The sequence below is a fragment of the Nostoc piscinale CENA21 genome, assembly GCF_001298445.1.
Lineage (GTDB): Bacteria > Cyanobacteriota > Cyanobacteriia > Cyanobacteriales > Nostocaceae > Nostoc_B > Nostoc_B piscinale_A.
In genome coordinates this window covers 222,698-236,460 of the sequence record NZ_CP012036.1, presented here as the reverse complement: position 1 = coordinate 236,460, position 13,763 = coordinate 222,698, and the positions used below count along the sequence as shown (strand labels likewise).

At 42.6% G+C, this 13,763-nt stretch carries 10 protein-coding genes and 2 pseudogenes; 3 read left to right on the top strand and 9 right to left on the bottom strand.

Features of this window, described 5'->3' with window-relative positions; translation table 11 throughout:
• Window positions 1–3: 3 nt before the first annotated feature.
• Window positions 4–1,495, bottom strand: a pseudogene (locus ACX27_RS01055) (DUF3084 domain-containing protein).
• Between the two features lie 250 nt (window positions 1,496–1,745).
• Complete coding sequence (gene ntcA / locus ACX27_RS01045) at window positions 1,746–2,417, bottom strand: global nitrogen regulator NtcA (RefSeq protein WP_015113299.1); 672 nt, start codon at window positions 2,415–2,417, stop codon at window positions 1,746–1,748.
• A 742-nt stretch (window positions 2,418–3,159) separates the two neighbouring features.
• On the opposite strand from ntcA, the gene fabI reads away from it, so the two are divergent.
• Window positions 3,160–3,936, top strand: a complete 777-nt coding sequence (fabI, locus tag ACX27_RS01040; RefSeq protein ID WP_062287254.1) for an enoyl-ACP reductase FabI — start codon at window positions 3,160–3,162, stop codon at window positions 3,934–3,936.
• Window positions 3,937–4,032: 96 nt separating this feature from the next.
• Window positions 4,033–4,681, top strand: a pseudogene (gene hisB / locus ACX27_RS01035) (imidazoleglycerol-phosphate dehydratase HisB).
• A 180-nt stretch (window positions 4,682–4,861) separates the two neighbouring features.
• On the opposite strand, the gene egtD reads toward hisB, so the two are convergent.
• From egtD to egtC, 3 genes are all read right to left on the bottom strand, one after another.
• Entirely contained in the window at window positions 4,862–5,899 is a 1,038-nt protein-coding gene (gene egtD, locus ACX27_RS01030; RefSeq protein WP_062287251.1) for an L-histidine N(alpha)-methyltransferase, read from the bottom strand.
• A 162-nt stretch (window positions 5,900–6,061) separates the two neighbouring features.
• Window positions 6,062–7,342, bottom strand: a complete 1,281-nt coding sequence (egtB, locus tag ACX27_RS01025; protein ID WP_062287248.1) for an ergothioneine biosynthesis protein EgtB — start codon at window positions 7,340–7,342, stop codon at window positions 6,062–6,064.
• Window positions 7,314–8,105 (bottom strand): ergothioneine biosynthesis protein EgtC, encoded by a 792-nt coding sequence (egtC, locus tag ACX27_RS01020; protein WP_062287245.1) that lies wholly within the window; start codon window positions 8,103–8,105, stop codon window positions 7,314–7,316. The genes egtB and egtC overlap by 29 nt, the downstream gene beginning before the upstream one ends.
• A 206-nt stretch (window positions 8,106–8,311) precedes the next feature.
• Here egtC and ACX27_RS01015 point away from each other — a divergent pair, with 206 nt between their 5' ends.
• Complete coding sequence (locus ACX27_RS01015; protein ID WP_062287242.1) at window positions 8,312–8,662, top strand: DUF6717 family protein; 351 nt, start codon at window positions 8,312–8,314, stop codon at window positions 8,660–8,662.
• Window positions 8,663–8,887: 225 nt separating this feature from the next.
• On the opposite strand, the gene ACX27_RS01010 is transcribed toward ACX27_RS01015, so the two are convergent.
• The 4 genes from ACX27_RS01010 to ACX27_RS00995 all read right to left on the bottom strand — a co-directional run bounded on the left by ACX27_RS01010 (window position 8,888) and on the right by ACX27_RS00995 (window position 13,661).
• Complete coding sequence (locus ACX27_RS01010; protein WP_062287239.1) at window positions 8,888–10,009, bottom strand: glycosyltransferase family 4 protein; 1,122 nt, start codon at window positions 10,007–10,009, stop codon at window positions 8,888–8,890.
• Between the two features lie 82 nt (window positions 10,010–10,091).
• Window positions 10,092–11,534, bottom strand: coding sequence for a glucose-6-phosphate isomerase (locus tag ACX27_RS01005; RefSeq protein WP_062287236.1), 1,443 nt, complete (start codon window positions 11,532–11,534; stop codon window positions 10,092–10,094).
• 23 nt (window positions 11,535–11,557) lie between these two features.
• On the bottom strand, window positions 11,558–12,541 hold the full coding sequence (locus ACX27_RS01000) for a glycosyltransferase family 2 protein (protein WP_062287233.1): 984 nt from the start codon (window positions 12,539–12,541) through the stop codon (window positions 11,558–11,560).
• Complete coding sequence (locus ACX27_RS00995) at window positions 12,459–13,661, bottom strand: glycosyltransferase family 4 protein (RefSeq protein ID WP_062287230.1); 1,203 nt, start codon at window positions 13,659–13,661, stop codon at window positions 12,459–12,461. The genes ACX27_RS01000 and ACX27_RS00995 overlap by 83 nt, the downstream gene beginning before the upstream one ends.
• Window positions 13,662–13,763 lie beyond the last annotated feature (102 nt).

Below are 13,763 nucleotides of genomic sequence, written 5' to 3'. Positions count from 1 at the left end.
ATCTTAAGTACTAAAAATCACTTTGCCGTTTTGAACAGCTAATAATTTCACGCGCAGAGGCCCGGCTGTATATGTATCTTCTGCGGCGATCGCTTTAATATCTACAGGCTGATCATATTGTCTTAGCTGGTTAATAAAGCGCAAAAATGTGCCATCTACTTGCACACCTTCTACAATGCCGGCATTTCTGGCGCGAAATTGGGAAGCAGAAATCAGCAAATCTAATCTTTGGCGTAACTGATAAGATGTCATGGTTTTGGGATCAGCACTGGTGCTTGCCAAAACCTCTCCTCCCGTAAAGACTAAGATATTGCGTGCAGCATCTGCAAAAAATTCTATCTGTTTTTCGCCCCGGACGTAATTACCTGCGGAGAAAATTCGCACGACATATTCCCTACCATCGCTGATTTGTCTAATCAACTGCTCAATTCGTTCGGGAGTGACGCGCAATATTTGGGTATTTTCTGGTGTTGCACTCGGTTCAGTTAATTGAAAGATGGCATTTTGGTTAGCATCGCCTAACAGTTGCAACACCGCCTGACGCGCCGCCGAGGCTTGACTCACTTGAATTACCGCACCAGCCAAAATTTGACCACGCACTAACGCCAACTTGCCTAAACGCAAGTCTTGATAAGACTGATAGTATTTTTCGAGTCTGGCTACTTCCTGTTCTAAATAATCCTGTTGTCTTTCTAATTCTTTGAGGCGAGATTCTCTGGTGGCAATTACCTGTTCTCTGGCGGTAATTTCTAAATTGCGATTTTGAATGAGTTTATCTAATTGAGCGATTTTGCGATCGCGCTGTTCAATAATTTCTTGACGATTGGCGAGTTCGCGATCACGTTTGGAAATGGCTGTTTTCGCTTCATCAATCGCCTTTTTTTGCCTCTGCGTACAATCTTTGTTGTTCTGCCTTTAATTGTCCTACAGCTACTTGTAAGGCTTTTCTTTGGTTATAAACGTTTTCTAATTCTGACCGCGCTTGCTGATATTGAGTTGCAACTTGATTTAAGCGCCCTTGAGTGCTTTGTAACTGCCCTTGGATTTTTGCTTGGCGGCTCAAAGTTTGATTGAGTTTTGCTTGTGTTTCCCGTTGTTTAGCGTTGGCCGCTTGCAAAGATTTATTAATTCTTTGTAAGTCTTGTTGCGCTTGGGTTTGTTCTTTTCTGGCTTGGCTTAATTCTGTTTCGACTTGGCTTTTTTGGGCTTCGGCGGTTTTGAGTTGTTCTCGTTTGTTTCTCAGGTCTTTTTGAATATCTTCTAATTCAAAGACTCCCTTACGCAAGCCCTCATCCGCAGCAAACAAAATTCCCAAGGTTGATGCTGAAATCAAGCCCCCAGTAAAAATTGTCACCACCACCGCCGTATTTTTGGGACGAAGCTTAAAGAGTGAGAGGCGAGCTTTGCCAACCCGTGTGCCAATGCGATCGCCCACAGTGGCTATTACGCCTCCCAAAATTAAAATTGCTGCAATGAGGATGTACCCGGTGGTCATCTTCAGCTACCGAAATGGTTCCAGATACAGCCTACTACTTTCGACCATTGTCTGTGGAGGGTAGGAAATTGGCAATAGCGAAGATTTATCAATTTATGATTTGCCTCCTGCTATGGGTATTATCTGCAAAAACACCACCATATTTGCCAACTCCATTACCTCCAATTACTTTCAACCAAAAACAATGCCAGAGTCAGAAAGCCCAAATTCAGAGTAAATCACGTTTTGATTCTGACTTCTGACTTCTGCTTTAAGTGAACTGTCTACTTAAGCTAACAGGTTTATGCACAGTAATCTTCTTTTTATGAATAGAAATCATTTTCTTTTCGCGTAAATCACCAAGTAACCTAGTGACTGTGACACGAGTCGAACCAATTGCCTCTGCGATCGCTTGATGAGATAGCTTCAGATCAATTGTGATTCCATCTGCACAAGGAACACCAAAATCACGACAAAGAATTAATAAAAAACTCACCAATCTAGAACCCATATCTCGGTGAGCGAGGGTTTCAATCATCATCTCTGTCTGTAAAATCCGCGAAGATAGACCCCGCAGCATTAACATAGACAATTCTGGATTTTCCTTAAGTGCTTGCTCTACTTGCTCGATTGGTGCTGATAGCAATTCTACAGGTGTAAATGCAACAGCATGGTAAAACCGATCTGACTTATTTCCAGTCAGCAAAGACAAAACACCAAAAACACTATTTTCCCGTAACAGTGCTACCGTTATTTCTTCTCCTGCTTCGTATACCCTGGAAAGTTTTACAGCACCCTTAAGAAGAAAATAAACTCGTTCAGCAGGATCGCCCGGAAAAAAGATCGTTTTGTTGCGTTCAAACGTTTCCACAACAGGTGGAAACGCCCCAGTTGCCATCTGACGAAAAACATTTGCTAGGGCTTTATCTTGTGTCACGATCATCTCCCTTCCCCTACCCAATGCCGGAAAAACAAATAAACTGATTACCTAAGAATACACCTGAAAAATCAATAAATCACCGTCAACCTTTCTGTACTTTCCTATACTCAAAAGCCAAACTTCAGACTTATTTGTTCATAATGATACATAATTTTTCACCTTTTTAGCTAGTAGTTGTTATAAGTACTTACAAACTCCTATTCATCAGGTTTTTTGCGAAAAAATTCATTGTATCTTGAGAATATCTTCAGGAAGAGCAGACAATTTTTATGCAGCAAACACACCAATTGAATTAAAGAAAAATTCAGACAGCAGAATTGAAGACGCAAAATTAGTCAATGGAGAAAAACACTCACCACTTAATTTGCTGTGTTGCTTGTTTATTCATCTACTAGCCTCACAGAATTTAAGGCTCAATTCGGGCTTCTGGTTTCTTGATTCTGGCCTGTGAAACATGATTTTGATAAATCAAGAAAAACAGGCCTCAGTTTCTAGTATCCTCCTAAGAGGATGTCTGAAAAAGTCCCAGGTGATACACTCAGCAGTTGAAGTATCCTCAATTCCCCTAAAAAATTTAGACTTCTGGCTGTAATTGCCTCTGAAAAAGAAAAGTGAACACAGCTACACAGCAGTCAAAAATAGCCATTGTGTTGCCAGACGGAATGCTGCACCTGCTTAGGGGAATCAAAAATAGTTGATACTGCTCAGACATCTTTTATCATGATTGATCCTGTTAATAATTTCTATGCTGAATCTGACTGGAAAAAACGCCCTCGTTACAGGTATTGCCAATAATCGCTCCATCGCTTGGGGTATCGCCCAACAACTGCACGCCGCCGGAGCTAATTTAGGTATTACTTACCTCCCTGATGAACGTGGCAAGATGGAGAAAAAAGTTGCGGAATTGGTAGAACCTCTTAATCCCAGCTTATTTGTTCCCTGTAATGTTCAAAACGACGAACAGATTCACTCTACCTTTGAAACGGTGCAAGAAAAGTGGGGTAGGTTAGATATCCTCATCCACTGTTTAGCTTTTGCGAATAAAGATGATTTGACTGGAGGCTTTAGCCAAACCTCCCGTTCGGGTTTCAATACAGCTTTAGAAATTAGTACCTATTCCCTAGTACAGTTAAGTGGTGCAGCGAAACCTTTAATGACCGAAGGCGGTAGCATTGTCACCTTGACATATTTAGGTGGTGTGCGAGCTGTGCCTAACTACAATGTGATGGGAGTCGCCAAAGCAGGTTTAGAAGCGAGTGTGCGTTATCTCGCAGCAGAACTCGGCCCGGAAAATATTCGGGTTAATGCAATTTCGGCTGGGCCAATTCGGACTTTGGCTTCTTCGGCTGTTGGGGGAATTTTAGATATGATTCACCATGTAGAACAGGTAGCCCCTTTGCGACGTACAGTAACTCAACAAGAAGTGGGCAATACTGCGGCTTTTTTGTGCAGTGACTTAGCCAGTGGTATTACCGGGCAAGTGCTGTACGTGGATGCAGGATATGAAATTATGGGAATGTAATAGTATTACTCAAGTCAAAAGTTAAAAGTAAAAAGGTAAAAGAATTATTTTTTACTTTTGCTTTTTTACTTTTTACATATTACACCCTAATTAACTATGCAAATCAGCGATACTTCCAGTAAAGACTCTATTCTGCACCAAGTTTCCCTAACCACAGCGCGTATTGCTTCGGTTCACCGTGTGACTGGTGAAACTGATGTGCAAGTAACTGTCAATTTAGATGGCACAGGAAAATGTCATGCAGCGACTGGTATTCCCTTTTTAGACCACATGTTGCATCAAATTTCCTCTCACGGTTTGATTGATTTGGATGTCAAAGCCAAAGGAGATTGGGAAATTGATGATCATCACACTAATGAAGATGTTGGGATTACTTTAGGTCAAGCTTTGCATCAAGCTTTGGGTGATAGAAAAGGAATAGTCCGCTTTGGTAATTTTTTAGCACCATTAGATGAAGCGTTGATTCAGGTGGCGTTAGATTTTTCGGGAAGACCTCACCTCAGTTATGGCTTAGAAATTCCCACCCAAAGAGTTGGTACTTATGACACTCAGCTAGTGCGGGAATTTTTTTGTCGCATTGGTGAACCATAGCCAAATGACACTGCACATTCGGCAATTAGATGGTATTAATTCCCATCACATTATTGAAGCGACATTTAAGGCTTTTGCGAGAGCTATGCGAATGGCTACGGAAGTTGATCCCCGTCGCGCTGGGACAATTCCTAGTTCTAAAGGTGTTTTATAACAAGAGGCAGGAGGCAGGAGGCAGAAGGCAGGAGGTAAAAATCTTACTCTGCCTGCCATTTGTGCTTTTTAAATGCCCTACCCTATGCTTCGACTGCTATATTTTAGATGTGTTTCAAGGCTAATAAGATAGCGGTTTGAAGACAGCCACTTATTTGATTCTGACTTCTAAAATTCTTCTTCAATTAGATTGCAACTGACATAACAACAAACCAAACCATTGATTTGCATCAGTCCATGTTTGAATCGGAACTAAACCACGGCTTTGGAGTTGTTGTTTAATGGTGTTGAGGTTAAATTTGCGAGATATTTCGGTCAGGATGGTTTCGCCTGGGGCAAAGTTAACAGTGAGGTTGAGAGATTTTAATTGTACAGTTTGCGATCGCATACTCCGCAAGTGCATTTCAATTTGATGTGCGGTTTCATTATAAAATGCCCAATGTTCAAATTGTGTTGTATCAAAATTGCCTTCAAATCTGCGATTTAAATGCTCCAGCATATTGATATTAAATGCTGCTGTTACACCTTGGCGATCGTTATAAGCTGGTTCTAAAATTTCTTTTGGTTTTTGTAAATCGATTCCTAGTAGGAAATATTCACCGGCTTGCAGTGCATTGGTAATTTGGGAAAAGAAAGCATCACACTCTTGGGTAGTCATATTTCCCAAAGAACTACCAATAAAACCAATCATCCTACTTGGAGACTGTTTTGGTGGGAGTTGTGCTAAAGCCATTTCATAAGTTCCCGCCAGGGCGTAAACTTGCAGTGAGGGATATTCTTGGAGTAACTTTCTTGCGCTATTTTCCAACATTCCTGCACTCACATCTATTGGCAAGTAGCACTGAAGATACCCTAACTTTTGATAAGCATCCAGCAAAATTCGGGTTTTTGTCGAACTCCCACTACCCAGTTCCACTAATTCGCAAGCACCTGTGATTTGAGCAATTTCACCTGCATACTGTTGTAAAATTGCTGTTTCTGTACGAGTTAGATAATATTCCGGCAAGTCACAGATTTGTTCAAATAAATCAGAGCCTTGGTCATCATAAAAGTAGTATGGGGGTAAATATTTGGGGTTGTGCGTTAATCCTTTGGCTACATCACGTCCTGCTGTTGATGTTACTACTTTTGTGGCTTCTACCAAACGCTGTATTTGCAAACGTTCTTCTAGGTTGTTAAGAGAAGTAACTTTGCTGTTGACAGCTTGAGATATTGTCATTGAACCTCCGTAGAGTTGCAGTAGTAGATTGCTAGGCAACCTGAGCTTTTCTCCAGCTAGTGAAACACACAGCCATAGCTGATAACCTCACGCTTAAGCTAGATAAATCAACGTTTAACACTAAATTTGCGTATTTACCACTAAAAAAGCCATAAGTTTTCGTTAATTAACACTGGTAGCACAACGAAAACCGGTAAAAACTTGGCGTACATACGGGTAGTACCAGTTACGAAAACTACAACGTGCTACCCAGGGACGAGTTGCCCAACTACCGCCTTTTAATACACGGTGTTTGTTATCAAAATAAACTTGAGAGTAACCCACATAAGGGTAACTTTGAAAACCTTGGTATGGCGTAAACCAAGAAGCTGTCCATTCCCAAACGTTGCCGAGGGTATCTAATAAGCCGTAGGGACTTTGGCCTTCAGGGTAATTACTTACTGGGGTTGTCTGACCGATCAGGCGATCGCAATTACAATATTTGAGTGAGGGCATTTCTTCACCCCAAGGATAGGTGCGCCGACGTTGCGCTTGAGCATCCCAACTAGCGGCTTTTTCCCATTCTGCTTCTGTGGGTAAACGCTTGCCAACAAACCGCGAATATGCTTCCGCTTCGTACCAACTCACACCGCAGACTGGATGATCATCATAACTGTGATCGCTTTGCCAATAAAGTGGTTGTGTTACCTGTTCTTTTTGTAGCCATTGCCACCCAGCATCTGACCACCATTCAGAATTTTCATAGCCACCCGCCGCCATAAATTCCCGATACTGCCTGCAAGTCACCGGGTAACTGTCAATCCAATAAGTATCTAGATATACGCGATGACAAAGACTTTCATTATCCAACGCATCCAGAGAATTGTTTCCCATCTCAAACTCCCCAGCCGGAATCATCACCATCGGAGTGCTGAGTGCTGAGTAGGAAGAGGAAACGGGGCAGGGGGCAGGGAGCAGAGGAGAGAAGAATTTTCCCTCTGCTCCCTTTCTGATTTTCGACAATGCCAACACATAGCTGAGAATCTCACAGTGTTGACTTTCGTGCTGAATTAAAAACCGCCACAGACGTTCTTGGGGTTCAATATCAACTACTTCCAAATATTCCAGCACTTTCTCGCGGACTGTCTGCAAGTAATCACGGGTTTCGGCTAAGTTTGGTAATTTGACACGTTCTGACTTGGGTAAACCATCAGCCGCAAACAACTTCCGATATTGCGGAAATAAACATTTTAAACCCGCACTATGTTCTAGCAACCATAAAGACTCAGTGTAAGCAATATGTCCCAAGTGCCAGCCAACAGGACTAAAATCAGGATGATACTGATGGCAAAATGTCATCTCGTCTAGCTCATCAAACAGCTTTAAAGTTTTTCTCCGACAATCATTTAAAGCATCATAAATAAATTCTTTGGTGCTAGTAGATTTGCTCAATTTTGATATCACAGTCTTCCCCCACACTGATGATGCTATTTTCTGGACAAGGATTCCAATTACCAGGAAATAAAGGTTCTGAAGCAATAATGACTGAGTTCGGGAAATTCAGATCATCTCGTATCCAATACAAAGATGGATTTGCTGCACCCACAGCAAAACGCGAAGCTATCAAACGTTTGCCATCACTTAAAATAATGTTGGCTAAAACTTTGATTTGATGACGTTTCGCTAGTTCAGCGATCGCTAACAAAGTAGTGCGTAACGCATATTCTGGCGGACGATGTTTGTTAATTTGACGCTGAGAAAGTAACAACGCAAATAAATGTTCAGAATCGGTACTGCCATAAATTTTGTCGTAAAATTCTGGTGTTAAAGTGCTACGAATTCTGCGGTGTAATGTTTGCCGAAAATTTTCAATGAATCCGTTATGCAGAAATAGCCAATTTTCGTGATTAAATGGCTGACAATTGGCAAAATCTAAAGCTTGTCCTATTGTAGCACTGCGTACATAACCTAATATACAACTTGATTCTACGTAACGGCTCAGATGGGGTAAGTTAATATCATTCCAAATCGGCAATGTATTTTTGTAGATGTAGGGAGCAGTATCTTTGTGAGTATGATACCAACCCATACCAAAACCATCTGCATTTACTACCCCAGAATTCATTTCGCGGGGTTGGTAACTTTGGACAATCAAAGAATGTTCTGGTTTATACAGAATATGCTCCAAAGATACAGGTGAACCAAGATAGGCAAGTAAACGACACATGATAAAAGTATTTACTCCCAATTACAGTACAGAATAAGCTTGTTGGCTGAGAATCTCCTGAATTGTAAATGAGTTTGCCCTATGCTTGCCTGCTTCACCCTGCAAACCTCCTGATGCACTACAATTTTTTCAAGTTATATTATTCTCTAGTAATTAGTAACCTTGACTACAAGATTATTTACCAATTACTTAACCAATAATTGCTCATGACTAACTCAATGATGGTGATTTTCCCATATAGGCATAATCAAACATGGGTATTTGATGATGAGCGTCTGGGTTTGGTGCAAGAACCGTTTGTGAGTGGTGTACCTGAAATGATTGATATTTTGGTTCAGGGTATAGCTAACGTGGATGAAGGATTTAAACTGCTGTTTTCTGCTAGTCCTTTCCCTGGTTATCAAGCAGAATTAACTTGGTTACGTGAGGAGTATAACGGTAATTGGTATTTGTGGCGGGAAAAAAGTCTGGAAGGTTGGTTATGTCCAGCGTTATTTAAATATTTTGAGCAAGCGCCAGTAAAAATATATTGTCAAGCTGAAGGTTTGTATTCTTAAAATTATGCGTGAAATACAAAATCCCCGACTTCTTCAAGAAGTCGGGGTTCTGAGTGTCTCGATATTTATTTATATAGCAATCCTATCTGAATTGTGAAAAAGTATTCTTTTTAACGAACCGCAAAGGGCGCATAGACGCGATAGCGGCTTCCCGCAGGGTAGGACACAAAGAAAGAGAAGGAAGAAAAGAAAGAGAATTTCACAAATGATTTAGGATTGCTATGTTTACGAAACGCTAGGTATCAGAGAACGCAGAGTATTGATAAAGTTTTGCGCGTAGTTCTGGGTAGAGAAATCGAGGGCGCGTTGACGTGCAGCGACGGCGACATTTTGGGCAAAGTCTTGTTCATCTAGGTAGCGTAAAATTGCGATCGCCAATGCCTCAGAATCACCGTAAGGTGTTAATAAGCCATTCATCCCGTCGGTAATAATTTCGGTGGGGCCGCCAGCATTACCAGCAATTACAGGTTTACCCAACGCCATCGCTTCAATAATCACAATTCCAAACGGTTCTTTATCAGAAGCATGAACAAAGACATCCATTGCTTGCACCCATTCGGGAATATTGCGCTGGAGTCCGGGCATAATTACTTTCTCTTGCAACCCTAAATTTGCTATCTCTGATTTGAGAAAGTCTTCGTAGGCTGGTTCTAAGTCATGCTTACCACCAACTACCACACAATGAGCATCAGGATACTTCTCTAACACTTTCGGCATTGCTTGAACAAGGACGTGCATTCCTTTCCAGCGTTGCAGTCTGCCCACAATGCCAATTAACGGCCCCTGTGATGGTAAGCCGAGTTTTTGCCGTGCAGCTTGGGGTGAAAGTAAAGCAGCAGGTTCAAATCTATCTAAGGCTACGCCGGGATAAACCAGAGGTGTGGGACGATGGGGCCAAATTTCTGCTTGGGCTTGCTTGCCATCTTGGGAGAGGGTGATAACAGCACGGGCTGGTAATGCTGTGGCGAGGCGGACTAACCAAAACTTGTCATGGGGAACTTCTAGTTGATACCAAACAGATGGTAAACCCGCCAGCATAGCTGCCATACCGCCGTAAAAATGGGTAATCCACATCCAATTGACGATTATATCTGCACGTTCCTGCCGAGCGATCGCAGCTATTCGCAATACTGTAGAAATTAACTTATGAACTTGCCGCAACCTGCCACTCTCAATCACTCGCGTATCAATACCCAACTTTCTTACTTGTTCCACCATTGGGCCTGATTCTAAAAAGATGGCTATCCACTCGACACCAGCATTACGTCCTTGCTGCATCAAGTCTAAAAACATCATTTCACCGCCGCCTCTTTGTTCGGCTAGGGGCATGATAACTATAGCTTTCATATTTTTAATAAGGGTGTGAGGGTATAAGGGTATGGGGTGTAGGGGTGTAGGGAATATTACTTTCTCTTACACCCTCACACCCCTACACCCGATTTTTGGTAATTTTTTCATGTTGATAGTACTTATGTGCTGACATTGCCATTGCTAAAAATCCCCACAGAATCATCCCGGAGACGCTTAACATCCCGCTACCGATGATTAATTGGGCGCAAGAACTAATGCCAATGGCACGGGCAGCACTGACGAAGCTATCAAACCGCGCTTCGCTATACTGGATGACGCTAACAAGAATCAGAATTAATCCACCTAAATAAAATATGGCTCCAAACCAGCCGAGGGTGAAAAACATATCTAAAATACCGCTATCGATGACAAATACTTCGATTTGTCCGGTTTTTTCATTGACTTTCCAAATATTGCCTAAACCATTACCCAGAACATTAGAAAGGGCAATACCAAGGTTGCGATCATAACTGCCGGATCTATCCCTAAAACTAGTATCGTTTTCGAGATTAGAAAAACTTTCTAACCTGGCTGATACTACGTCAGAAATTGGTTCAATGGTTGTCAGGGGAATGACACACAATGCCATCACAACCACGATCGCAATTAGGCGCATTTGAATTTTGGCTTTGACTGAACCCATAATCAAGATTACGCCGAGTAACCAGCCTCCCCAGTTGGTACGGGCTTGGGCTAGTAAAAACGACAAATAGCCAACAGCCGAAGCGGGAAATATTAACGGCCCGGAAGCGGTAAACAATAACAATAATCCCGTCTGCATTACCGCACCAAATGGCCCGACTGAGTGCAATGTACTCCAAACACGCATTCCGAATGGTACAGGGTCGCCAGAACTGGTAAATAATTTCGACTGAATTAGCCAGTATCTATCCCACTCCGGGGCGACGACAAATTGATAGATCCCGTAAGCACCAGTGAGTAAGACGCAAAACAGAAATGTCCGTTGTAAATTTTGGCGATAAGTGGGATAGTCTCGCCAGTTCATGAATAAATGAAAAGCAAAAATAATGGGACTCAGCCAGTCTAATAAACCGCGAGCCACGGGAACTGGAGCGTTATAAATTAAACCTACGAGAAAACTATAAAATACGCCGATAAAAGCCAAAATAAACGGTAAACCTCCCTGACGAGAAGCTTTCGGAAAGTGCCGTAAGAATGTGGCAATTGTGACAAATACAACCAAGTAAGGGGCGATAAGAATCTGCCGGGTAGGGTCCCAACCAACTCGATAGTCGATTAAACGGGCAACTAAGGGTGTGAGAAACCACATCCACCAAGTAAAACCGATGTATAAAATTGGATGCCGTAAGTATAAAAATATCGCTACGATTAAGGCTGTGACTGGATAAATCAGGCGTAAAGTCCCAGCCGCCCCAGCAAAGTAACAAGTGACACTCAGCAATATAAAGCCAAGAATGGCACTCCAACCTTGTAGCGATCGCTGTCGGGGTGAAAATGGTGTTTCTAAAAAGCTATTAAAAAGTAATGATTGAGAAATCATACCAATTCTTCATTTGTCATTGGTCATTGGTCAATAGTCATTAGTTCTTTGACTTTCCCTACACCCATGCACCCTTGCCCCCTGATTTCGGTTTGCCATGTCTGCCATCCTTGCCAGCGACCACGCCAAGAGGCTAAAAGTTTGCGGGTGGCGAGTCGGCCTTGGCTGGGGAAGAATCTTAGCCATTGGAGACAGCCAAAACAATCTCTGGTACCAATAAAAATTGCCCACAGCAAGAAGATGAGGCGGCGTAAGGGTGATAAATGTTCGAGTAAAACTAAAGTTTCGTTATGAACTAAGTTAATTTGGGCGATCGCATTAAAGTTATTGCGTTGGTCTTCGTCAAATCGCTGGGCGGGATAGTGGTCTACTGCAACTTGTGGGTCATAAATCATCTGCCAACCGGCACGTTTTAAGGCGAGGGCGAATGCCATTTCAAAGTGTACCTGTGCGCCTGAGCCTCGCATTCTTTCGTCAAAATGTAAGTTGGCGATCGCTTGGGTGCGGAAACTCATGTTCACACCTTTGAGGACATCGACTGGACGGGCTGTGCCAACTCCGAGATGATGGTTGCCAATTACACGCCCAAACCATTGTAATTCACCTACCACAGCGCGAGATTCATCCTCAATTTTGTCACCGTGATGTATCCAATCACGCCCACCAACGCCACCTATTTTGGCATCAGCGAGAAAGTGGGCGTTAATTTTCGCTAACCAATCAGGACGAGGTGCAGCGTCATCATCAGTAATAGATAAAACATCTCCCTCAACGGCTGCAAGTCCAGCGTTGAGGGCGGCGACTACTCCGGGAATGGCGACGGTGACTATTTGTAAAGGCAAATAATTGGCGGGAAAGGCTTGGAGAAATTGCCAAGTTTGGGTATCTGTATCCCGCACAACGACGATGACTTGATCAACGGGTTTAGTTTGCGCTTGCAGTGCCGAAAGGCAACGCGATAGATCCAGAGGACGGCGATAAGTCGGGATGAGAACTGTGTTCTTCATGCTTTTGTAACTCCTCAAATAGATCCATATAGGTTTGGGCCATTGTTGACCAACTGTGTTGTTGGGCGACGGCGCGGGCGGCTTGACCCATTTGTTGCATCAAGGTGCGATCGCTGACTAAAGATGACAAGGCAGCAGCTAAGGCCTCCACATCATCTGAATCTGGTAAAACAATTCCACATTCAGGTGTAACTAACTCTGCCCCACCGGTAGCTGTGGCAGTAATCACAGGCAAACCAGAGGCGAGGGCTTCTAGCAAGACCAATGTGCAAGCTTCATAACGGGAGGGGAAGACAAATAAATCTACCGCCCGCATGATTTCGGCAATATCACGGCGATAACCGAGAAAATGTACCCGTTCACTAATGCCTAAATCGGCGGCTAACTGCGGAAAGGGACTAGCATCAGTACTCCCGACTACAGCTAAGTGTAAATCAGGTACTTTCACTAAGGCCTGTAAGACGCTATCTAAATTCTTCCGTGGTGTACGGATGTCTCCGGCAAATAATCCTAAATTTACATTCTCTGGTAAGTTTAATTTTTGGCGAGAGACGACACCGGGGGTAAACTCTTGCAAATCTACACCGTTGACGATGACTCGGATGCGTGCATGTGGTACGCCAAGATTAATTAACTCTTGGGCTACTTTCTCGGAGACAGCGACAACAACTTTAGCCCGTTGAAAAGCTTGTTTTTCCCAACGGGCATTTAAGGCAGTGTACAACCACTGGTAAAAACCGTAAGCATCGCGGCGAATGCGGGAAATATGCACAGGCGATCGCAACCAAGAACTATGCACAAAATGTACAGCATTCACATCAGCTGTCATATTTGTAATTGCGCCATTGATTTTTAATAAATCGATTTGTGAACGATTTTTTTGTAACCAAGCTGCACTTTTATACGAAAATATAAAATTACGAATGAACTCGCTCGGATAACTATCAACCGAAATTTTAATCCAGTTAACTTTACTGTTCTGCTCTATTTCTGGTGCAACTTCACTGGCTAATAATGTTAATTGATGACCACGGCGGATGGCTTCTTGAGCAACTTCATAGTTGACTCTTCCTTGACCATCACCTTTTTTGACTTTGTGCGTAACAATGCAAAGTTTCATTAGTTTTAATAAGTATGAATAGTATAAAAAATCTGGTTAAGTGAAGAAAAATTAATGAGAACAAAGCTTTCTTCACTCCTGCCTTCTGGAGACACTTGCGTG

Coding starts and splice junctions, on each gene's coding strand:
- ntcA (WP_015113299.1), bottom strand. CDS start 2,417: ATGATCGTGACACAAGATAAAGCCCTAGCAAATGTTTTTCGTCAGATG.
- fabI (WP_062287254.1), top strand. CDS start 3,160: ATGCTGAATCTGACTGGAAAAAACGCCCTCGTTACAGGTATTGCCAAT.
- egtD (WP_062287251.1), bottom strand. CDS start 5,899: ATGACAATATCTCAAGCTGTCAACAGCAAAGTTACTTCTCTTAACAAC.
- egtC (WP_062287245.1), bottom strand. CDS start 8,105: ATGTGTCGTTTACTTGCCTATCTTGGTTCACCTGTATCTTTGGAGCAT.
- ACX27_RS01015 (WP_062287242.1), top strand. CDS start 8,312: ATGACTAACTCAATGATGGTGATTTTCCCATATAGGCATAATCAAACA.
- ACX27_RS01010 (WP_062287239.1), bottom strand. CDS start 10,009: ATGAAAGCTATAGTTATCATGCCCCTAGCCGAACAAAGAGGCGGCGGT.
- ACX27_RS01005 (WP_062287236.1), bottom strand. CDS start 11,534: ATGATTTCTCAATCATTACTTTTTAATAGCTTTTTAGAAACACCATTT.
- ACX27_RS01000 (WP_062287233.1), bottom strand. CDS start 12,541: ATGAAGAACACAGTTCTCATCCCGACTTATCGCCGTCCTCTGGATCTA.
- ACX27_RS00995 (WP_062287230.1), bottom strand. CDS start 13,661: ATGAAACTTTGCATTGTTACGCACAAAGTCAAAAAAGGTGATGGTCAA.